21 protein-coding genes and 1 pseudogene are annotated in these 19,744 nt (G+C 46.9%); 1 reads left to right on the top strand and 21 read right to left on the bottom strand.

The window, feature by feature from the left end; all coding sequences use genetic code 11:
• From BLR88_RS15065 to BLR88_RS15010, 12 genes and pseudogenes are all read right to left on the bottom strand, one after another.
• Positions 1–250 (bottom strand): helix-turn-helix domain-containing protein (locus BLR88_RS15065; protein WP_175493647.1); only part of this gene is annotated, 250 nt, incomplete at its 3' end.
• A gap of 7 nt (positions 251–257) precedes the next feature.
• A pseudogene (locus BLR88_RS20685) lies at positions 258–420 on the bottom strand (transposase); the annotation flags it as partial.
• Between the two features lie 90 nt (positions 421–510).
• Positions 511–1,260, bottom strand: a complete 750-nt coding sequence (locus tag BLR88_RS15055; RefSeq protein ID WP_057897391.1) for a ZIP family metal transporter — start codon at positions 1,258–1,260, stop codon at positions 511–513.
• Between the two features lie 11 nt (positions 1,261–1,271).
• Positions 1,272–1,835 carry a manganese efflux pump MntP gene (locus BLR88_RS15050; RefSeq protein WP_057897390.1) on the bottom strand — a complete coding sequence of 188 codons (564 nt, stop codon included), beginning with the start codon at positions 1,833–1,835 and terminating at the stop codon, positions 1,272–1,274.
• Positions 1,836–2,005: 170 nt separating this feature from the next.
• Positions 2,006–3,064: an L-threonylcarbamoyladenylate synthase gene (locus BLR88_RS15045; RefSeq protein WP_057897389.1), complete on the bottom strand. Its 1,059-nt coding sequence runs from the start codon at positions 3,062–3,064 to the stop codon at positions 2,006–2,008.
• A 190-nt stretch (positions 3,065–3,254) separates the two neighbouring features.
• The gene (spoIIR, locus tag BLR88_RS15040) at positions 3,255–3,845 is read right to left on the bottom strand and encodes a stage II sporulation protein R (RefSeq protein ID WP_057897388.1); all 591 of its coding nucleotides are present in this window, start codon (positions 3,843–3,845) and stop codon (positions 3,255–3,257) included.
• Between the two features lie 119 nt (positions 3,846–3,964).
• Complete coding sequence (gene prmC / locus BLR88_RS15035; protein ID WP_057897387.1) at positions 3,965–4,840, bottom strand: peptide chain release factor N(5)-glutamine methyltransferase; 876 nt, start codon at positions 4,838–4,840, stop codon at positions 3,965–3,967.
• 3 nt (positions 4,841–4,843) lie between these two features.
• Entirely contained in the window at positions 4,844–5,917 is a 1,074-nt protein-coding gene (prfA, locus tag BLR88_RS15030) for a peptide chain release factor 1 (protein ID WP_057897386.1), read from the bottom strand.
• 138 nt (positions 5,918–6,055) lie between these two features.
• Positions 6,056–6,583, bottom strand: coding sequence for a YhcN/YlaJ family sporulation lipoprotein (locus BLR88_RS15025; protein WP_057897385.1), 528 nt, complete (start codon positions 6,581–6,583; stop codon positions 6,056–6,058).
• Between the two features lie 57 nt (positions 6,584–6,640).
• Positions 6,641–7,237, bottom strand: coding sequence for a thymidine kinase (locus BLR88_RS15020; RefSeq protein ID WP_057897384.1), 597 nt, complete (start codon positions 7,235–7,237; stop codon positions 6,641–6,643).
• Between the two features lie 133 nt (positions 7,238–7,370).
• Complete coding sequence (rpmE, locus tag BLR88_RS15015) at positions 7,371–7,571, bottom strand: 50S ribosomal protein L31 (protein ID WP_057897383.1); 201 nt, start codon at positions 7,569–7,571, stop codon at positions 7,371–7,373.
• A 112-nt stretch (positions 7,572–7,683) separates the two neighbouring features.
• A complete protein-coding gene (locus tag BLR88_RS15010; protein WP_057897382.1) occupies positions 7,684–8,958 on the bottom strand; it encodes a radical SAM protein in 1,275 nt (424 codons plus the stop codon).
• Positions 8,959–9,128: 170 nt separating this feature from the next.
• On the opposite strand from BLR88_RS15010, the gene BLR88_RS15005 reads away from it, so the two are divergent.
• The gene (locus tag BLR88_RS15005; protein WP_091261063.1) at positions 9,129–10,499 is read left to right on the top strand and encodes a TrkH family potassium uptake protein; all 1,371 of its coding nucleotides are present in this window, start codon (positions 9,129–9,131) and stop codon (positions 10,497–10,499) included.
• Positions 10,500–10,527: 28 nt separating this feature from the next.
• Here BLR88_RS15005 and BLR88_RS15000 read toward each other — a convergent pair whose 3' ends face one another.
• The 9 genes from BLR88_RS15000 to rpoE form a co-directional block, all read right to left on the bottom strand.
• Positions 10,528–11,313, bottom strand: coding sequence for an undecaprenyl-diphosphate phosphatase (locus BLR88_RS15000; protein WP_091261061.1), 786 nt, complete (start codon positions 11,311–11,313; stop codon positions 10,528–10,530).
• Between the two features lie 125 nt (positions 11,314–11,438).
• Positions 11,439–12,719 carry a transcription termination factor Rho gene (gene rho / locus BLR88_RS14995; RefSeq protein WP_057900203.1) on the bottom strand — a complete coding sequence of 427 codons (1,281 nt, stop codon included), beginning with the start codon at positions 12,717–12,719 and terminating at the stop codon, positions 11,439–11,441.
• 61 nt (positions 12,720–12,780) lie between these two features.
• On the bottom strand, positions 12,781–13,749 hold the full coding sequence (glpX, locus tag BLR88_RS14990; protein ID WP_057897379.1) for a class II fructose-bisphosphatase: 969 nt from the start codon (positions 13,747–13,749) through the stop codon (positions 12,781–12,783).
• Between the two features lie 19 nt (positions 13,750–13,768).
• A complete protein-coding gene (locus tag BLR88_RS14985) occupies positions 13,769–15,037 on the bottom strand; it encodes a UDP-N-acetylglucosamine 1-carboxyvinyltransferase (protein ID WP_057897378.1) in 1,269 nt (422 codons plus the stop codon).
• 75 nt (positions 15,038–15,112) lie between these two features.
• Entirely contained in the window at positions 15,113–15,760 is a 648-nt protein-coding gene (fsa, locus tag BLR88_RS14980; protein WP_057897377.1) for a fructose-6-phosphate aldolase, read from the bottom strand.
• A 42-nt stretch (positions 15,761–15,802) separates the two neighbouring features.
• Positions 15,803–16,666, bottom strand: a complete 864-nt coding sequence (fba, locus tag BLR88_RS14975) for a class II fructose-1,6-bisphosphate aldolase (RefSeq protein WP_091261059.1) — start codon at positions 16,664–16,666, stop codon at positions 15,803–15,805.
• A gap of 65 nt (positions 16,667–16,731) precedes the next feature.
• The gene (locus BLR88_RS14970) at positions 16,732–17,097 is read right to left on the bottom strand and encodes a response regulator (protein ID WP_057897375.1); all 366 of its coding nucleotides are present in this window, start codon (positions 17,095–17,097) and stop codon (positions 16,732–16,734) included.
• Between the two features lie 195 nt (positions 17,098–17,292).
• A complete protein-coding gene (locus BLR88_RS14965; RefSeq protein ID WP_091261057.1) occupies positions 17,293–18,894 on the bottom strand; it encodes a CTP synthase in 1,602 nt (533 codons plus the stop codon).
• Positions 18,895–19,091: 197 nt separating this feature from the next.
• A complete protein-coding gene (rpoE, locus tag BLR88_RS14960) occupies positions 19,092–19,598 on the bottom strand; it encodes a DNA-directed RNA polymerase subunit delta (protein ID WP_082705833.1) in 507 nt (168 codons plus the stop codon).
• Positions 19,599–19,744 lie beyond the last annotated feature (146 nt).

Here is a 19,744-nt window from a genome sequence, read left to right as displayed (position 1 = left end):
GATTTTTTACTGACGACTGAATGGCGATGCTGTCCACTTCTTTTAGCCAAGGTAATTTTTTTTTCAGATTCGGCAATTCAGAACAACAGGCTCCATATGACAACCCTTTGCCTGTTGCTTTGTACGTTTCGTTCCACTTTGCTAAGAAGTAGTTAAACACAAATCGACTACATCCCATCGTTTTAGCGATTAAGACTTCTTGTTCTTTGTTTGGATAGATACGGAATTTGTATGCTTTATTGACTACCATTGTCTTTTCACCTCACTTTCTGATTTTGAATGTATTGTCGTATCTGCGTTTCTGTATGTTCGCTAGCCGTTGCCACAAAGTTAGGATGGATTCCAAAGATCCCCTCCCCATAGTTTCTTTTTTAACTGGGGGAACTCTTTAAATAGCAACCTTGCTTTTATTGATTTCAAAGTTAACATATGTCGGACAATTGGCGTGTCAAAAGACACGCCTTGTCCGAAGCCCATTCATCTCATGACTGAAGTCACGAGTGTTCTCGGCTAAATCATAAAAATATGAAGCAGCAGCATCCCCACCAGGCTAACCAGCATGCCAAACTGGGCGCTTAGCGTATGCATTCTAAGTCCGGCCGGTCCAAGCTCTTTCCAAATAAGATAAACCATCGCCCCGGCGGCGAACGCCATACCAAATGTGACAGCCTGAGGACTGGAAGTAAAATAAAAGCCGCCTATCCACGCCCCCGCGGGAATACATAAACTGATAAAAAAAGCGAATAACAAGATCCATCGTTCCCGCATACATCCAAGCAAAAAAGGAGCAGCCAATCCCATCCCTTCCGGAATGTTGTGCAATGACATGGATAAAGCAATCATAACTCCTGCATGATGGTGTGCCTGAAATCCGGCACCAATCGCAATGCCTTCCGGCACATGATGAAATGCGAGCGCCGCGGCCATCATCCAACCGGCTCTCCTCCACTCCTGCACATCATTGTGGCGCGGCCGGGCTTGAGTGCTGTCAGAACCTGCACTCCGCATGCCCATTAGATGATGGAGAAGCTTAAGCAACATGAACCCCATGACCATTCCGAGAAAAGCGCCATATACCTCTCCTTTCCAGAGGGTGGCTGGCAATAATTCAACCGCTACAACTAAGGCCATAATCCCGGTGGAAAGCCCGAGGTAAAACGCCATCAGCTTACGCCCTGGCGTTCCAATAAACAATGTTATCAACACGCCGATAACCGTTGTAAGGCCAGCAAGTGTGCTTATAAATAAAAGTTCGCTCATCTGCCTGACCTCTACAGCAAAAACTTAAGCCCAAATCCAAGCAAGATGAGCGCACCAAAAACCTCGCTGTACTCTCCGAACCATCCTCCGACCCTTCGTCCAAGCAAAAGACCGGTTGCCGCCAGCACCGTACTCGTTACGCCAAAAATCAAAACGGCCAACGCAACGTTAACGCGAAACAGACCAAATGAAAGCCCAACCGATAACGCATCTAAGCTGACACTAAAACTAAACAACAAAAGGCCCCAGAATGTTTTTTTTAAGATAGGACTTTTCTCTTCGCCATCAAAAAAACAATTCCACAACATATGCAGTCCCAACACGACAAGAATGAGACCGCCGATATAGACGGCAATATAGCCGACATACGAAGTCAAAAAAATGCCAAAGGCAATGCCGATAAGTGGCATGATAATATGAAACACGCCGATCGTTATACTAACTTTTGCGATCGTCAAAAGACGTATACCGCCCATTCCCATGCCTACGCCAAGCGAAAAAGCATCCATGCCCAGCGCAACCCCAATCATTAAAACCGTAATTAGTTCCCCCCACTGCAACGCTCCCCATCCCATGTCCACATACATCCTCCTTATATTATATACATAGCTTTTGACCTTTCGATACTTGAGGAAGAGGTGGAGTCTCTTACCACAAAACCAATGTCGAAATTTCAAAATTTCAAAAGATGATGTATATAGACAAGATATGCGGAAACGGACAGGATATGCGGGGAAGCGAAACGCTATAGATAACGGCCGCCTGCCGCCTTTGCCAGGCGGTTCATAATCGCTGCACCAACGCCGCTTTCCGGAAACGTTTCAGAAAAAATCATATCCACTCCCTCCTGATCAAAACGGCGCAGCGCATCATAAAGATGACGGGCTACGCTAATCAAGTCACTGCGCTTTCCGCAAGCAATGACTACATAGTCTTCGCCGTAACATAATTTAGACTCCGCCGTAGCAAGAATCCCCACTTTTTTACCCTGCGCTTGGGCTTCGTGCGCCAACTTCCGAATGCGCCGTACCATCTCTTCCACACTATTTTCTTTTACTAATCTCATGTCTCCTGCAGGCGCATAGTGGCGATATTTCATTCCCGGTGATTTCGGAGCCACACCTTCTTCCAGAATTCCCGGATCCATCCTCACTTCGCCCGTAATCTCAGCAATTTGTTCGGCCGTTACCCCACCTGGTCTGAGAATCATCGGCACATCTCCCGTAACATCCACTACGGTCGATTCCACACCGATGCCGGTCGATCCTCCGTCCAGAACGCCCGCAATTCGGCCATCTAAATCTTCCAGTACATGCTGCGCCGTCGTAGGGCTTGGACGACCAGAAAGGTTGGCGCTCGGCGCTGCAATCGGCAAACCTGAAGCGCGGATAAGTGCCAACGCAAGCGGATGATCCGGCATCCTGATCGCTATTGTATTGAGCCCTGCAGACGCCCGCATTGCCACACCAAGCTGTTTAGGAAATACAATGGTCAGCGGTCCTGGCCAAAACGCCTCCATTAATGCTTCCGCTAGCGGTGGAATCTCGGATACAAGCTCGCCCAGTTGTTTGCGCTCGGCAATATGAAGAATCAGTGGATTATCGCTCGGTCGTCCCTTGGCTATGTATATCTTTTCCACCGTCTTATCCACGAGTCCATTACCGCCGAGTCCATATACTGTCTCTGTAGGAAAAGCAATAAGTTCATTTTGCCGCAAAAGCAACGCCGCCTCGCGAACTTGTGGATAATTTTCTAATCCATCCACAAACTTATCCACATTCCAGTACTTCGTTTCTTGTTTCATTGAATAACCCTCAATTCTGCTAATTATGCTCTTTTTTTAGTTATACCTGCTCTTTTTTCCGTTTGCAATAAACAACATATCCACATGATGTGAATAATTTGTGGATAATTATAATTCGATTCATTGTGTATAATGCTTTCTTATAGAGAAAATAAAAAAGAAAAAACTCCGCCGCATAGACAGAGTTTATTCAAGAAAATAGTTTGTGGAACCATTCAACCAAAAAGAATCGGACTTTAATTTGGCTTTTATCTTTGCCCTGTTCCTTCGCTTGTTCGGCATGTGCCGTGTCCCCATTTGAAATATCCACAAAGCAAAGCGGAGGGAACAGCACGCACCACCAATTTTGTCCTTCAGCATTGCCAATAGCAATGCGAACCGCTTCGTACCTTCCGGCTGGAAATACTTGTGTGCCGTACATCTTTGTTGGAAACTCGGTCGGCCGCAGCTCTACACGCGCAGAATACGAAAAACCTTTTTCCTTAATTGCATTGTTCACCAGTTCCTGCAACTCTGGTAAATGGTTGCTAATAACAGCACGCGCCTCTTCCATTGTTCCCGCTTCACCAGCCCATTGCTTCACTGACTCGATTACGCGGTCGCGCACATAGCGCTTCAATTGCTGATCTTTTGGGCTGTCGCTATTTGCTAGAATCCGCAGGCGAATCGAATGCTCCGGAACGAAATGATTCGTAAAGACAGCCAGCGCTTCCTTCTGACTTTCCCAGCTCATCATTAAAAGAAATAAGGCGAAAAATAGCAGATAATATTTTTTCATCATTTCGACTCCCCTTTCCTCTCCCTGTTCACCAGTATGGACAGAAGAGGCCGGGGATAAACTCGCTATTTTCGTTTCTCGTACATTTATCTTTTTGCGAAAAGGTAGAAAAGGAACGCTCACTATCGGATCGCGATCACGTGACGGCCAATACCTGCCAGATCACGCACAATATACGTTTCTAGAAAAAGACCTGTCTCCATAAGCCAACAACGAACCGTATCAGCTTGGTGAATACCGACTTCAAATCCAACCAACGCCCGCCGCGTTAGCACAGAATCCAATCCTTCTATTATGCGCCGGTAAAAATCAAGGCCATCTTCTCCGCCATCTAACGCGCGGCGCGGCTCATGGTCCTTAACCTGCACATCTAGATCGATAATATCGGCGGAAGGGATATAAGGCGGATTGGACACAAGAATGTCTACGCGCTGCCCGGCATTCAGCAGCGGTGCAAGCAAATCTCCCTGAGCAAACGAAACCTTGTTTTCCACATGATGCCGCTTCGCGTTACGGCTCGCTGTAGCAAGCGATTCTTCTGCAATATCGGTCGCGGTGATCCTCCAGTTCGCTCCACCAATAACCGCCAGCGTAACCGCAATCACCCCACTGCCTGTCCCGATATCCGCCGCGAAAAGCGCCGCATCAGCAGGCCATAATTTAAACGCTTGTTTAACAATCTCTTCCACAAGCAATTCCGTTTCCGGGCGGGGAATTAATACAGAAGGATTGACTTCGAATGCCAACCCGTAAAATTCTTGTTCACCGACAATGTACTGCATCGGCTCCCCAGCGGTGCGCCGCAGCAAAATTGCTTCAATTGCTGCCCACTCTTCCTCTGTTAACGTGTAAGACATACCCGAAATAAACCGGGTACGATCCCAGCCCAGCGCATGCCGGATAGCATACTCAGCCAGAAACGCGGCGTCTTCAATGCCCTTTTCACGTAAAAAACGAGAAGCCTTCTGCAAGGCTTCCCGTACCGTTATTCCTTTCATCTTTTACGCTCCTTCAGCGTTGCGCATCAATTCCGCTTGTTCATGCAACACAAGCGCATCAATAATCTCATCCATCTCCCCATTTAGCACCTGATCCAGCTTGTGCAGCGTCAAACCAATGCGATGATCAGTTACACGGCTTTGCGGGAAATTATACGTACGGATGCGTTCGCTCCGATCGCCGGTTCCAACAGCGGAACGGCGTGCGTCCGCATATTCCGCCTGCGCTTCCTGCTGGTATTTGTCGTATAGGCGCGCGCGCAATACGCGCATTGCCTTTTCTTTGTTTTTATGCTGAGATTTTTCGTCCTGACATGTTACCACAATTCCGGTCGGGATGTGTGTCAAGCGAACAGCCGATTTGGTCGTGTTAACACTCTGTCCGCCGGCGCCGCTGGAACAGAATAGGTCGACGCGTATGTCATTTTCATTAATTTCAACTTCTACTTCTTCAGCTTCTGGCAGCACAGCTACCGTTGCGGTGGATGTATGAATACGTCCGCCCGATTCGGTGGTCGGCACACGTTGCACCCGATGGGCGCCGCTTTCAAACTTCAGGCGGCTGTATGCGCCTTTACCATTGATGGAGAAAATAATCTCCTTATAACCGCCGATATCGGTCGGTGTTGCTTCGAGCACTTCAACTTTAAATTTGTGCTTTGCTGCATAGCGGGTATACATTTCAAACAAATCGGCCGCAAATAAAGCGGCTTCATCGCCGCCGGCTGCGCCCCGAATTTCAACGATAACGTTCTTGTCATCATTTGGGTTCTTCGGCAGCAAAAGAATTTTGATGCGCTCTTCCAGCTCCTGTTTCTTGTCTTCCAGCTCGCTGATTTCCATTTTGACCATTTCACGCATGTCGTCATCGAGCTTTTCTTCCAGCATCTCTTTGGCGTCTTTCAGTTGCTGGGCTACTTCTTTATATTCGCGATACGCTTGTACCGTTTCTTCTATGTCTGATTGTTCTTTCGAATACTCACGCAGCTTGTCCGGGTCATTCATGACCTTCGGGTCGCAAAGCAACTGCGTCAAACGTTCATACCGTTCAACAACCGCTTCCAATCGCTGTAACACGGCGCTTCACCCCCATTTCAAAAATGCGTAACATTATAATTATAATGGGGGATAAACCAAAAAGTCAAAGCAAAAAGATAATACAAAAAAGAGGAAGGCTTATTAGACCTTCCCTAGATTATTGATAAATACATCTTTTTATTTCATGCGTGTATCCAAATCATTCATATGGATGCGGTAGTTATTAAGCGGAGTTCCGCTACGGATGCCGTCGCCGATGTCCTGAATACGGTTGAAAATACCCGCGTCAGAGCTAACACGCACTTCATAGCGCGGCATTTTTTGCTGAACGAGCACACGAACTCTTTCCATAATGTCAGCCGCTTCTTTCCTGCTGCGTACTGTCTCGGCAAGCGTAAGTCCCACATACGCACGAGAGCCATTAATCACTACGCTGGCCCGCTTCACTTTCGGAACTTGTACCGCCACATTCGCCATGCTGTCGGCTTCCGCCTGAATATCGCGCACATCGTTGCGCCCGGTTACAATATTCGGATTCAAATCGCTCCCCACCAGGACGCGGGTCTTCCGCTCCGGCGTCGTGCGATTATATTGATTAATCTGAATGCCTTTTCTTTCGGGGGCCGCTCCTTGGTTGTTCTGGCCGCAGGCCGCCGTCAACAAAAGGGTCACGCCAAGCAGCGCGATTCCGATAATTTTTCGCATACAGCCCACCTCCTCAGTTGTATTGTTTCTGGGAAGAGGCGGACTTATGCGCCCGCATTAGGCAAGGGCAATTTTTCCGCTTATGATTTTTGGATGCTTATAACATTTACGACAAACCGGTATGTAACTGTCATTGCCGCCGATTTGGATTTGCTCACCTTCATATACAGGTTCCCCATCTTTAACGCGCAGCACCATCGTCGCTTTACGGTCGCAAAACCAGCACACCGTTTTAATTTCTTCCAGCTTATCCGCATACAGCAAAAGAGCCTCGCTGCCTTCAAATAAACGATTAGAAAAATCATTTTTTAAGCCATATACGATAACCGGAATTTCCAGTTCGTCTACAATTTCTGTCAGCTGCAAAATATGATGCCTTTTCAGAAACTGCCCTTCATCCACAAGCACGCAATTCGGCAAGCCTTGTTCATTCATTTCCACGATCGTTTTTATATTTGTATCCTCTTCAACAGCAATCGCTTCGCGCTTCAACCCGATCCGGGAAGCTACGTATCCCTTACCGTATCGATCATCCAATACAGACGTAAAAATCATTACCCGCTTTCCCTGTTCTTCGTAGTTATGCGCCACCTTCAATATTTCAACCGACTTGCCACTATTCATTGTACCGTATCGAAAATATAACTGTGCCATGTTTCCTCTCCTTCTAGCTCATTCATGAACAAAAAAACCTTGAGCCAAGCGAACAGCCGCATTTCTCATATACTTTCTTATACGAAAATAAAAACAGACAGGCATACGACCTGTCTGCTTTACTTTTATACAATTACTTGAGATTGTATTTCTTTTTGAAGCGGTCCACACGTCCACCGGAATCTACAAACTTTTGTTTGCCAGTGAAGAAAGGATGACACTCGGAGCAAATCTCCACGCGCAGGTTTTCTTTCACTGAACCGGTCTCGAATTCGTTACCGCATGCACAAGTAACTTTTGTTAACTTGTAGTCAGGATGGATAGCCGGTTTCATTACATTCACCTCTTTCTGCCCTGAATCTTTACGAAACAGAGTTACACTCAAACACACATGAATGCATTATATCACGGTTATACCCTGTTTGCAAATAGTATTCAGAAAAAAATCATACATTCAGCGTCTGGCGCCGCCGTTCCTGAAATTCCAGTGGCGGTACATGCGTATAGGAGCCGATCACCACATCAGGCAGTTCCTGACGATAAATCTCCAGCGCCTGCTTCATGCCGAACACCTGGCCTTTTGCCGGCGGAATCATCGCTAGATAACTGTCCGGATCAATATTAAGATTGCGCATTTGAATCAGACGAATGCCATTCTTACGGATAAAGTCAATCATTGCTTCCATCTCTTCCTCACGATCAAACACGCCTGGAAAGACGAGATAGTTAATGGAGGTGTATACCCCTTTCTCGCTGGCATAGCGCGCCGATTTCGCCACGTTCTCTAGCGTATACGCGCGCGGGCGATAATAAGCGTTGTAATGTTCATCTATAGCGCTAATTGTACTAATGCGCATTAAATCAAGCCCGGCATCGACGATCGCTTTGATATGGTCCGTTAACCCGGCATTTGTGTTAATGTTAACAAAACCCAGCTTTGTCTGCGCCCGCACCCGGCGCATCGCCTGTGTAATAATCGCTGCCTGGGTGGAAGGTTCTCCTTCACATCCTTGACCAAAACTAATGATCGACTCCGGCGTTTTCAGATGGTGCAGCATGACTTCTACTAGCTCGTCCACTGTCGGCTTAAAATTCATTCGTGTCTGTGGCGCCGGAAACCCGCTGTCTTCCGGTTGCTCAGAAATACAGCCATAACAGCCCGCGTTACAGGAATACGATACCGGAAGCCCTGCTTCCCAGCGGTTAAAAAATGTGTTGGACGCAGTTAGGCACCCGTATCCTAGCGTGCAGTTGCTTAAATGATGAAACACACGGTTTTCCGGATATTGTTTCAATACGCTTTTTACCAGACGTTCTTTTTCATCCTCCGGAAAGTTCAAAGGGTTCCATTTGTACGGATCGTCCGACTGTTCAGCCGCCACGTAAAAACCGCCATTATGCCAGACAACCGCCGTGTAGCCAAACAAAGGAAGTTTTTCGTTCTTATCAACTTTTACATAGCCGGGCAACATAAGACGGGTAAACCCTTGCGGCATGAGCGCACCGACCGCCTGATATTCAGTCAGTCGAACCATCTCGCCCGTTTCCGGATCCATACCGACGGGATGACAGTTCGGCAGGCTTACTAAAGTGGCGCCCTCCGGCAGCGGAATCAGCTCTTCTTCCAAAATTTCTATCAGCAAGTCACCGCTGCGGCCCAAGCCGTATAACTCGGGATGATCATATACCTGTCCCTGCTCATCTGCGTAAACCAGATACATATATCAAAGCTCCTTATCTAATTCGTTCGCAAGCACAAAGGGTCGCTACATCCGAAATATTATAATTCACGACGAATCAAAAAGTCAAAGATTGTGCTCTAAAAGGAATTCTCTATAATAAGATTAGCTTGCTAAAACAGGCAATGAACCGGAAAGGAAGGTAGGCGCGAATGCAAATACCGCAGCAGCCCCGCAAAGGCAAAACATCTTTCTCACCCAATATCATAAGCCCGGCCAGAATTCTCGTTATCGGATTTGCCTCCATTATTTTCCTTGGAGCGTTTCTTCTCACACTGCCTGTCGCCACTGTTGATGGGCAAGGGCTTCCATTTGTAGACGCTCTTTTTACGGCCACTTCCGCTACCTGTGTGACTGGCTTGGTAGTTGTCGATACCGGAACAACGTTTACTCTGTTCGGCCAGCTCACAATTCTGGCTATGATTCAGGTTGGCGGGCTGGGGTTTATGACATTTGCCACACTTGTGACGCTTCTGCTGGGAAGAAAAATTTCACTGCGCCAGCGCATCCTGATTCAGGAATCAATGAACCAAATAAACTTAGAGGGAATGGTGCGGCTCGTTAAAAACGTGGTATTGTTTACTTTCATATTTGAAACGGCGGGTGCCATTTTGTTGGCGTTGCGCTGGTCGTTCGATTACGATTGGTCACACGCCTTGTATCTTGGGATTTTCCACGCCATATCTAGCTTTAACAATGCCGGCTTCGATATATTGGGCGGCTTTAAAAGCATGACCGGGTACGTCAGCGATCCGGTTATCAATATCGTAATTATGTTGCTGGTCATTTCCGGTGGTATCGGCTTCATTGTTATCGCGGAGCTTGTCGAGCTTCGCAAAAGAAAAAAGCTTTCCATGCATACCAAAGTCGTACTTACGGCTTCCGCATTCTTAATTCTTATCGGTGCCTTCGTCATCTTTAGCATTGAATACAACAACCCGAAAACAATGGGGCCGCTCAGCTGGACGGGTAAAATTCTGAGCGCGTTTTTCCAATCGGTCGTAGCACGTACAGAAGGTATGAATTCGTTGCCGATTGGCGATCTCCATCAAGCGTCCTTATTTTTCATTATTATCCTGATGTTCATCGGCGCCTCGCCCGGTTCCACCGGCGGTGGTATCAAGACGACAACGTTCATGACACTGCTTGGAGCCGTGTGGGCAATGATCCGCGGCGAGGGGGATGTTGTGTTTTTCAGGCAACGAGTGGACGAAGATAAGGTGTATAAAGCGCTAACAATAACTATGGCATCTGTCCTTCTCGTCATTAGCGTAACCATGATTCTATGCATTACCGAAAAGCAGAGCGAATTTCTTACCATTCTTTTTGAAACGACGTCCGCCTTCGGCACGGTCGGATTATCAATGGGACTGACCCCTCATCTTACAATGTTTGGCAAGATTCTATTGTCGATTGTCATGTTCGCAGGACGCGTCGGACCGCTTACTGTCGCATTCGCGCTGAGCTTGGATCGCAAAAAACGGCGCTTTCGCTATTCTGAGGGTAAAATCATGATCGGATAGAATTTTGAGAGGTTTTTGGCAACCGCTTCTAAAATACTCCAAACCACTGCGCCCCGATAATCAATAACCCCAATATCCAGACATATATCGCAAACGGGCGGAGTGAACCTCGCTTCAGTAAACCTCTCATCCAGCGCACGGCAAGATAACCAAATACGGCGGAAAACAACGCACCAAGAAGAAGCGGAGACAGGCCAATTGCCTCTCTGCCTTCCCCGCTAAACAGCTTAGCTCCCTGCAGCATAACCCCGCCTCCAATCGCTGGCAACGAAAGCAGGAAAGAAAAACGTGCAGATGCCTCCCGATTTATACCGCGGAACAATGAAGCAGCGATTGTAAGCCCTGATCTCGACAGTGCAGGCATAATGGCCGCCGCCTGAAAGCAGCCGATAAACAAAGCATCCCTGTATGTAATGTTCTCAATCGGCGCTCCCTCCTTATCTTTCCACCGTTCCGCCATCCAGAGTATAGCTCCCGTCAGAAGAAACTCATAGCCTATCGTTACGCCAGTACGGGAAATCTCTTCAAAAAAGTCTTCAAATAAAAGCCCTGCCCCTGCTGCCGGAATGGTTCCGACCAGCAAAAGGCCCATCAAACGGCTAAACGGTCTTTTTAACATTTCAACCACGTCGTCTCCATAAACTGCCAGCACGGCAAATAAAGTGCCGATATGCAGCATCGTATCCAGAAACAATCCGGCCTCATCCAACCCAAAAAGATGCCGTCCAAGATATAAATGTCCGGTGCTGCTAATGGGGAGAAATTCCGTCAATCCTTGAATCATCCCAAGAATCATCGCCTGAAGTTCGTTCATACTTCTTGTCTCCTTTCTTGTACAATCCTATGAACGAACCAGGTTGAATATAATAAAAAAACCCGCGGGCACGCCTCGCGAGTTTTTCCTGCCTGTACTTCAGAAAGTTTGCATCGAATCTATAATTAAGCCCGCGCTTTAGTTGCGCCTATTTTTTTAATGTCATCAAGTACAAGAGAATCAAGAAATTCCTGGTTGGTTTTCGTTTCGCTAAGCTTTTTAATGAAGGCTTCGGTGAAGTCATTGTTATCATGAATAAATTTGCGGAGCGCCCAGATTTTATCAAGCTCTTCTTTGCTGAATAACAATTCCTCGCGGCGTGTGCCGGAACGGCGGATGTCAATCGCCGGATACACGCGGCGCTCGGCCAGCTTGCGATCCAGGTGAAGTTCCATATTACCCGTACCTTTAAATTCCTCATAGATTACGTCATCCATGCGCGAACCCGTCTCTACGAGCGCGGTGGCAAGAATCGTCAGGCTGCCGCCTTCTTCCACGTTCCGCGCCGATCCAAAGAATCGCTTCGGACGGTGGAATGCAGCAGGATCGATACCCCCGGACAACGTACGTCCACTCGCCGGCACGGTTAGGTTGTACGCGCGCGCCAAACGGGTAATACTGTCCAACAGGATAACTACATCTTTTTTGTGCTCAACTAGGCGCAGGGCGCGCTCCAGCACAAGTTCGGCCACCTTAATATGATTTTCCGGTAATTCGTCAAATGTGGAACTTACGACTTCCCCTTTGACTGAGCGCTGCATATCAGTTACTTCTTCCGGTCTCTCATCAATTAGTAGAACAATCAATTCGACTTGAGGATGGTTGGTTGCGATGCTGTTCGCGATTTCTTTCAACAACACCGTTTTCCCGGCTTTCGGAGGAGCAACAATCAGCCCGCGCTGTCCGAAGCCGACAGGCGCTATTAAATCAATAATACGGGAAGAAATGCTGGTAGGCGATGTTTCGAGCACCATCTTCTTCTGAGGATAAAGAGGCGTTAGCGCCGGGAAATGCAAACGTTCGGGTGAGGTTTCTGGAGGCTCGCCGTTGACCGCGTCAACATGCAGCAATCCGAAATACCGCTCATTTTCTTTCGGCGGCCTTACCTTCCCTGATACTTTGTCGCCGGTTCGTAAATCAAAGCGCCGGATTTGCGAAGCCGAAATATATATATCCTCCGCGCTTGGAAGATAATTGATAGGACGTAAGAAGCCAAAGCCGTCGGGGTGCGTATCCAGCACCCCTTCCATAAACATGTGACCTTGCCGCTCTGCCTGCGCTTGCAAAATCGCAAAAATTAGTTCTCGTTTCTTGAATGTTCCATAATAAGGAATCTGGTATTCTCTCGCCAGCTTATAGAGTTCCGTTAACTTCATTTCTTCTAATTGCGCAAGGTTCATTTCCATATAATGCTCAAACACCACACTTTTCTTAATTAATCTTCATTGTATCCGATTTGGAATTCTATTAGTCTTTCATAACAAATTGCGGTTTGCGTTCAAGACGATGCTGACCCTCGATGAAACGAACCGTTCCTGATTTTGCACGCATAACAATCGATTGGGTAACAGCTTTCGTACCGTCAAAACGCACGCCTTTCAACAATTCGCCATCCGTAACACCCGTCGCTGCGAAAATACAATCGTCGCCTTTTACAAGATCTTCCATACGAAGCACCTGCTTCGGATTTTTTAGTCCCATCTTTTTACAGCGCTCATATTCCGCTTCATCATACGGAACAAGACGTCCCTGGAAGTCACCGCCAAGACATTTCAGCGCCACTGCCGCGATAACCCCTTCCGGTGCGCCGCCGATACCGAATAAAATATCCACACCAGTATGCTCAAACGCTGTATTAATGGCGCCGGCCACGTCTCCATCAGAAATCAGCTTAATTCGAGCGCCAGCTTCGCGAATTTCTTGGATGATTTTCGCGTGACGTTCACGATCCATTACACATGCTACAAGATCGCTAATGTCTTTGCCATTCGCCTGCGCCACCGCTTTTAAATTGTCGATAATCGGCGCATCAATGTCAACCTTTCCCGCCGCTTTCGGACCTACCGCCAGCTTCTCCATATACATGTCAGGCGCATGCAGCAGATTTCCGCGATCAGCTACCGCAAGCACAGTAAGTGCGTTCCACGTTCCTTTGGCAACGATGTTCGTGCCTTCCAGCGGGTCCACAGCCACGTCCACTTCCGGGCCAATGCCCTGGCCCAACTTTTCCCCAATATACAGCATCGGCGCCTCATCCATTTCACCCTCGCCAATGACAACTGTTCCTTGCATCGGCACGGTGTCAAACACAGCGCGCATAGCAGATGTAGCGGCTTCGTCAGCCTCTTCTTTTTTTCCGCGTCCCATCCAGCGCGCGGATGCCAAAGCCGCCGCTTCTGTTACACGTACCAATTCAAGAGTTAAACTGCGTTCCATACTTTTCATCTCCTATTTCTTAGTAAGCACTTTTTATCGGTTTCTCGCGCCACATATCGGCACCCAAACTTCTTAACTTCTCTTCAAGGTTAGCATATCCGCGATCAATATGGTGTACCCCAGTAATTTCCGTAACGCCCTCGGCCATTAATCCGGCCACAATAAGGGCTGCTCCAGCGCGCAAGTCAGTCGCTGTTACCCTGGTGCCTGTAAGTAGCGTCCTTCCCTCAATGACAGCCGAACGTCCCTCTACTTTAATTTTCGCACCCATATTTAATAAATGGTCCACATGCTTAAACCTTGTGTGATAGATGTTATCTGTCACAATACTGGTACCTGAAGCTGCTGTTAAAAGAGAGGTGATAGGCTGCTGAAGATCCGTAGCAAATCCAGGATAAGGAAGAGTTCTTATATCAATCGCTTCATACTTCTCATTACCAATGACGCGAACGGCATCATCGTCTTCTTCCACCCTGACGTTCATCTCCCGCAATTTGGCGATAAGGGATTCAAGATGTCGGGGAATAATATTGTCGATGACGACATCACCACCTGTCGCTGCGGCAAAGATCATGTATGTTCCGGCTTCAATCCGGTCGGGGATAATAGAATGACGGCACCCATGAAGATTTTTCGTACCTTCGATCCGAATTACGTCCGTCCCAGCGCCTTTAATATTTGCACCCATGGCGTTTAACAGCGTTGCGACATCAATAATTTCGGGCTCTTTCGCTGCGTTTTCAATCACGGTTTTACCTTTTGCTCGACACGCAGCCAGCATAATATTAATGGTTGCCCCGACGCTGACCACATCTAGAAAGATTTTGTTACCGACCAATTGTTTCGCTTCAATATGTAAAGCGCCATGCTTATGGAAAAGAGTTGCTCCCAACGCTTCAAATCCTTTAATGTGCTGGTCAATCGGGCGGGGACCAAGATTGCATCCACCTGGCATGCCAACCGTCGCCTGTCCAAACCTGCCCAGCATTGCTCCCATCAAATAATAGGAAGCACGCAGCTCTTTTACTTTTCCATTGGGCATTGGTTTCGCTTCTATATGGCGGGAATCAATGCGCAGTGTATCGTTGTCACGCTCTACTACCGCGCCTAAGTCCTGCAGAATTTCGCTATAGATATGGACATCACTAATATCGGGCACATTGTCCAAAATCACTTCCCCATCGGCCAAAATCGCCGCAGGAATTAGCGCAACCGCGCTGTTCTTTGCTCCGCTGATTTGGATTCTGCCCGCAAGCTTTTGTCCGCCTCTAATGAACAATTTTTCCACAGTTTGATTCCCCTTACTCAACGGGAAAAAGCACCTTTTCTAACACAATTTTTGAAAAGGTGCTTCTTTCCGTTATTATTTTTGTTGCGCTTTTTCCCAGTCGGCAAGAAAGCGTTCAATTCCAATATCCGTAAGCGGGTGCTGCACCATTTGTTTGAAAATCTTGTACGGAATTGTGGCAATGTCCGCCCCCATCTTCGCACACTCTACTACATGCAGCGGATGACGAACGCTCGCCGAAATGATCTCTGTTTCAATGTTGTGGACGCTAAAGATCTGAGAGATATCCTTAATTAGCTGCAAACCTTCATGTGAGATGTCGTCCAAACGCCCAAGGAACGGAGAAACGTATGTTGCGCCTGCGCGCGCGGCAAGCAATGCCTGAGTCGCAGAGAATACGAGCGTTACGTTTGTTTTGATCTTCTTCTTTGTAAAATATTTTACGGCTTTTAAGCCCTCTATCGTCATCGGTACTTTGATCACGATATTTTTAGAAAGCGAAGCGAGCTTTTCACCTTCTTCGATCATACCTTCAGCATCCAGGCTAATGACTTCCGCGCTGATCGGGCCATCGACAATATCAATGATCTCTTTCAGCGTTTCTTCAAAGTCACGCCCTTCCTTTGCCACAAGAGACGGGTTAGTTGTAACACCGGCCAATACGCCCCATTCGTTTACTTCACGAATTTCGTTTACATTGGCTGTATCAATAAAAAATTTCATAATGCACTCCTTCTGTTTCCGTTCCATGCTGGCAAAGTCGGCTTACGCTTTATGGCTGCTGCCGAACTCGCGCATTTTCGCTTTAACGGTTTCTTTAATTGTATCACGCGCCGGACCGAGATATTTTCTTGGGTCGTACAACTCGGGCTTTTCTTCTAGAATTTGACGAACGGTCTTGGAAGCTGCGATTTGGTTTTCCGTATTCACGTTAATTTTTGCTGTACCAAGGGAAATCGCACGCTGAATATCTTTTGTTGGAATGCCTGTACCACCATGCAGCACAAGCGGAACCCCGGTCAGCTTCATAATCTCTTCCATTCTATCAAAACCAAGCTTCGGTTCGCCTTTGTAAGGTCCATGTACAGAGCCGAGCGCAGGTGCGAAGCAGTCTACACCAGTCTCACGCACAAGCTGTTCACATTCAGATGGAACCGCGTACATTGCTTCCACGTCTTCTACCATCAAATCGTCCTCTTGGCCACCGATGCGGCCCAATTCCGCTTCCACCGATACGCCGAGTGTGTGCGCTACATCCACTACACGCTTCGTGAGCGCAATATTTTCCGCGAGCGGATAGTGCGAACCATCGATCATAACGGATGTAAAGCCTGCATACATCGCTTCCACGCATTTTTCAAAGGAAGAACCATGGTCAAGATGAATCGCCACGGGCACAGTTATTTTATACTCTTCCATCAAAGCTTTTACCATGGCCACAACCAATTTAAATCCGCCCATATAACGAGCAGCACCTTCACTTACTCCAAGGATGACAGGAGACTGTTCTTCTTCCGCCGCTTGCAGGATAGCCTGGGTAAATTCAAGATTATTCAGATTAAATTGACCAACTGCATATTTACCTTCCACGGCTTTATTTAACATTTCTGTCATCGAAACTAATGGCATATGTAAGAATCCTCCTTATTTTCGTGCATACTCTCAAACATTGCTTATTATATCACAATGCAGGATTAGCATGCGAGTTGCTTATTAACCGCCATCCGCAGTTCATCAATATCAAACGGCTTCGTAAAATGCGTCAAAGCTCCTAATTCTGTCGCCTCTTTAATCATATCCAATTCGCCGTAGGCTGTCATCATAATGACTTTCGTATCAGGAGCAATTTTTTTAATTTCTTTTAAGATTTCAAGTCCATCCATGCCAGGGATTTTCATATCAAGAATGACAAGATCCGGCGACTCGTGAATCACAATCTCAAGTGCCTGCTTTCCATTTGCGGCCTGGAACGTTTGATACCCCTCTTTTCCAAATACCTCAAACAACAGCACACGAATCCCATACTGATCATCTACAATTAACACTTTCTTGTCTTTCATGTTACTCCCCCTTCCACCCTTTAATCATGCAACTTACGTAAACTTGACATAAACCTTGTGTAAATCTTGCTGCAACTATGTACGAGATTATGTTTCAGCATTTATTTTACAAATTCGTGGAAACATAAAAAATTCCTGCTTATTTCACAAATGATAAAAAGGGACGAATTTACAACTCGTCCCTTTTAAAACTCATCACTTTTTTAACTGCAACGCAGCGCTTATAAAACCACGGAACAGCGGCTGCGGGCGGTTCGGGCGAGACGCAAATTCCGGATGGAATTGGCTTGCCACAAACCATGGATGATCCGATAGTTCAATTACTTCTACGAGACGTCCGTCCGGAGAAGTACCACTGAATGTAAGACCGGCGTTTTTCAATATTTCCCGATATTGGTTATTAAATTCGTAACGATGACGATGGCGTTCGTATACAAGCTCTTCGCCATATGAAGCGTGCGCGATTGTGCCTTTCTCCAGTTTGCACGGATACAGACCAAGGCGCATCGTACCGCCCAGATTTTCGATATCTTTTTGGTCCGGCAAAAGGTCAATAACCGGGTGTGGCGTAGACGGATTAATTTCTGAGCTGTTTGCATCCTTCAGACCAGCAACATGGCGGGCAAATTCAATCACCGCAACCTGCATACCAAGACAAATGCCAAGGAATGGGATCTTATTTTCGCGCGCATACTTCGTTGCGATAACTTTCCCTTCTACGCCGCGGTCGCCAAATCCGCCCGGCACGAGAATACCGTCCACATGACCAAGCAGATCTGCCACATTATGTTCATATACTTCTTCCGCGTCCACCCACTCGATATTTACTTCAGCATCGTTTTCATAACCGGCATGATATAACGCTTCAGCTACGCTAAGATACGCGTCGTGCAATGACACGTATTTTCCGACGATTGCAATCGTTGTTTTGTGGGAAAGATTTTTGATTTTGTGAAGCATTTCCTTCCATTCTGTCATATCCGCTTCCGGGCAAGTGAGGTTCAAGTGATTGCACACGTATTCATCCAATCCCTGGTCTTTCAGCATCAACGGAACTTCATACAGGGAATCGGCGTCCGTCGCTTCAATTACCGCTTTCGGATCAATATCGCAAAATAGCGCGATTTTTTCTTTCATATCCTGCGACATCAGATGTTCGGTGCGACATACGATTACATTCGGCTGAATCCCCAGGCTACGCAGTTCTTTTACGCTGTGCTGGGTCGGCTTGGTTTTCATCTCACCAGCCGCAGCCAGATACGGAACAAGCGTACAGTGAATGTACATAACGTTTTCACGGCCTACATCGCTCTTGATCTGGCGAATGGCTTCCAGGAACGGAAGGCTCTCGATATCGCCCACAGTACCACCGATTTCCGTAATAACAACATCCGCGTTCGTTTCACGGCCGGCGCGAAATACGCGTTCCTTAATTTCATTGGTAATGTGGGGAATAACTTGCACGGTTCCACCTAAGTAATCGCCCCGACGTTCTTTTGTAATAACGGAAGAATAAATTTTACCCGTTGTCACATTGCTGTTGGAGTTGAGATTAATGTCGATAAAGCGTTCGTAGTGTCCAAGGTCAAGGTCTGTCTCAGCGCCATCCTGGGTAACAAATACTTCCCCATGCTGGTATGGGCTCATGGTACCCGGGTCTACGTTAATGTAAGGATCGAATTTCTGAATGGTCACTTGGAGTCCGCGATTCTTTAACAAGCGGCCCAAAGATGCGGCCGTAATCCCCTTTCCTAAAGAAGAAACTACACCACCAGTCACAAATATATACTTTGCCATACGAATTAAACCCCTCTTTCTTCGCCCATTCAATACTTTTCCACAAACCAATTGGCTGTATGAATCTATAAAATAAAAATAAAAAAAACAAAAGCACTCCCCGGCCGAATATTCGGAGGGGGCACTTTTGTTTTTCATTATATGACATGCACAACGTTTACTTTTAAAGCCCAAAAAGTATTTTATCGTCGTATGTATTACATGTCAAGTTCTTCATCTTCATCTTCCGTATCCAAATCTTCGTCTTCGAGAGCCGACTCGAACTCTTCATCCGCATCTTCATCATAATCAGCGTCTAAATCGTCATGCTCATCATCCGAAGCTTCGATATCATCGTCATCCAATTCATCGTATTCTTCTTCCAGTTCTTCTTCGTCCTCGTAATCATCATCGTCGTCAAGCGCAAATTTGCCGCGGAAACTGCCTTCTGCCGATTCCTCCTGCGTTTCGACGAGATACCAGCGCTTCAATCCCCACAGGTTGTCACCGAGGCAGATAAAACGCCCATCGAGATTGATCTCGGTATATACCTGAGCGATCATGTCCATCGCTTCGGACTCGGACATGTTTTTCATCTCTGTGAGCTGTTTGTATAAATCGCGGTAATACGCCGGTTTCTTTGACTCGTTTAAAATTCGATAAGCGAGATCTACCATCGCCATTTCTTGAATTTTTTCCGCTTCCAGGTTCAAAGCATTGCCCAACCTCGGCACTTCCCTTCTTTAACTTTGATTCAGAAACAAGACGCAAAACCGCGTCCCGGACATACTATACCCTATTATTTAGCATTCCTTATTTTAACCAAATTCATGCACAAAAATCAAGACGGATGTTTGGCGGAGCAGTTCTA

The organism is Aneurinibacillus thermoaerophilus (genome assembly GCF_900099925.1).
Lineage (GTDB): Bacteria > Bacillota > Bacilli > Aneurinibacillales > Aneurinibacillaceae > Aneurinibacillus > Aneurinibacillus thermoaerophilus.
This window is presented reverse-complemented; position numbering and strand designations above follow the sequence as displayed.

Excerpts from the sequence above, each read along its gene's own strand:
- BLR88_RS15055 (WP_057897391.1), bottom strand. The coding sequence starts at position 1,260 with ATGAGCGAACTTTTATTTATAAGCACACTTGCTGGCCTTACAACGGTT.
- BLR88_RS15050 (WP_057897390.1), bottom strand. The coding sequence starts at position 1,835 with ATGGGATGGGGAGCGTTGCAGTGGGGGGAACTAATTACGGTTTTAATG.
- BLR88_RS15045 (WP_057897389.1), bottom strand. The coding sequence starts at position 3,064 with ATGAAACAAGAAACGAAGTACTGGAATGTGGATAAGTTTGTGGATGGA.
- spoIIR (WP_057897388.1), bottom strand. The coding sequence starts at position 3,845 with ATGATGAAAAAATATTATCTGCTATTTTTCGCCTTATTTCTTTTAATG.
- prmC (WP_057897387.1), bottom strand. The coding sequence starts at position 4,840 with ATGAAAGGAATAACGGTACGGGAAGCCTTGCAGAAGGCTTCTCGTTTT.
- BLR88_RS15025 (WP_057897385.1), bottom strand. The coding sequence starts at position 6,583 with ATGCGAAAAATTATCGGAATCGCGCTGCTTGGCGTGACCCTTTTGTTG.
- BLR88_RS15020 (WP_057897384.1), bottom strand. The coding sequence starts at position 7,237 with ATGGCACAGTTATATTTTCGATACGGTACAATGAATAGTGGCAAGTCG.
- rpmE (WP_057897383.1), bottom strand. The coding sequence starts at position 7,571 with ATGAAACCGGCTATCCATCCTGACTACAAGTTAACAAAAGTTACTTGT.
- BLR88_RS15010 (WP_057897382.1), bottom strand. The coding sequence starts at position 8,958 with ATGTATCTGGTTTACGCAGATGAGCAGGGACAGGTATATGATCATCCC.
- BLR88_RS15005 (WP_091261063.1), top strand. The coding sequence starts at position 9,129 with ATGCAAATACCGCAGCAGCCCCGCAAAGGCAAAACATCTTTCTCACCC.
- BLR88_RS15000 (WP_091261061.1), bottom strand. The coding sequence starts at position 11,313 with ATGAACGAACTTCAGGCGATGATTCTTGGGATGATTCAAGGATTGACG.
- rho (WP_057900203.1), bottom strand. The coding sequence starts at position 12,719 with ATGGAAATGAACCTTGCGCAATTAGAAGAAATGAAGTTAACGGAACTC.
- glpX (WP_057897379.1), bottom strand. The coding sequence starts at position 13,749 with ATGGAACGCAGTTTAACTCTTGAATTGGTACGTGTAACAGAAGCGGCG.
- fsa (WP_057897377.1), bottom strand. The coding sequence starts at position 15,760 with ATGAAATTTTTTATTGATACAGCCAATGTAAACGAAATTCGTGAAGTA.
- fba (WP_091261059.1), bottom strand. The coding sequence starts at position 16,666 with ATGCCATTAGTTTCGATGACAGAAATGTTAAATAAAGCCGTGGAAGGT.
- BLR88_RS14970 (WP_057897375.1), bottom strand. The coding sequence starts at position 17,097 with ATGAAAGACAAGAAAGTGTTAATTGTAGATGATCAGTATGGGATTCGT.
- BLR88_RS14965 (WP_091261057.1), bottom strand. The coding sequence starts at position 18,894 with ATGGCAAAGTATATATTTGTGACTGGTGGTGTAGTTTCTTCTTTAGGA.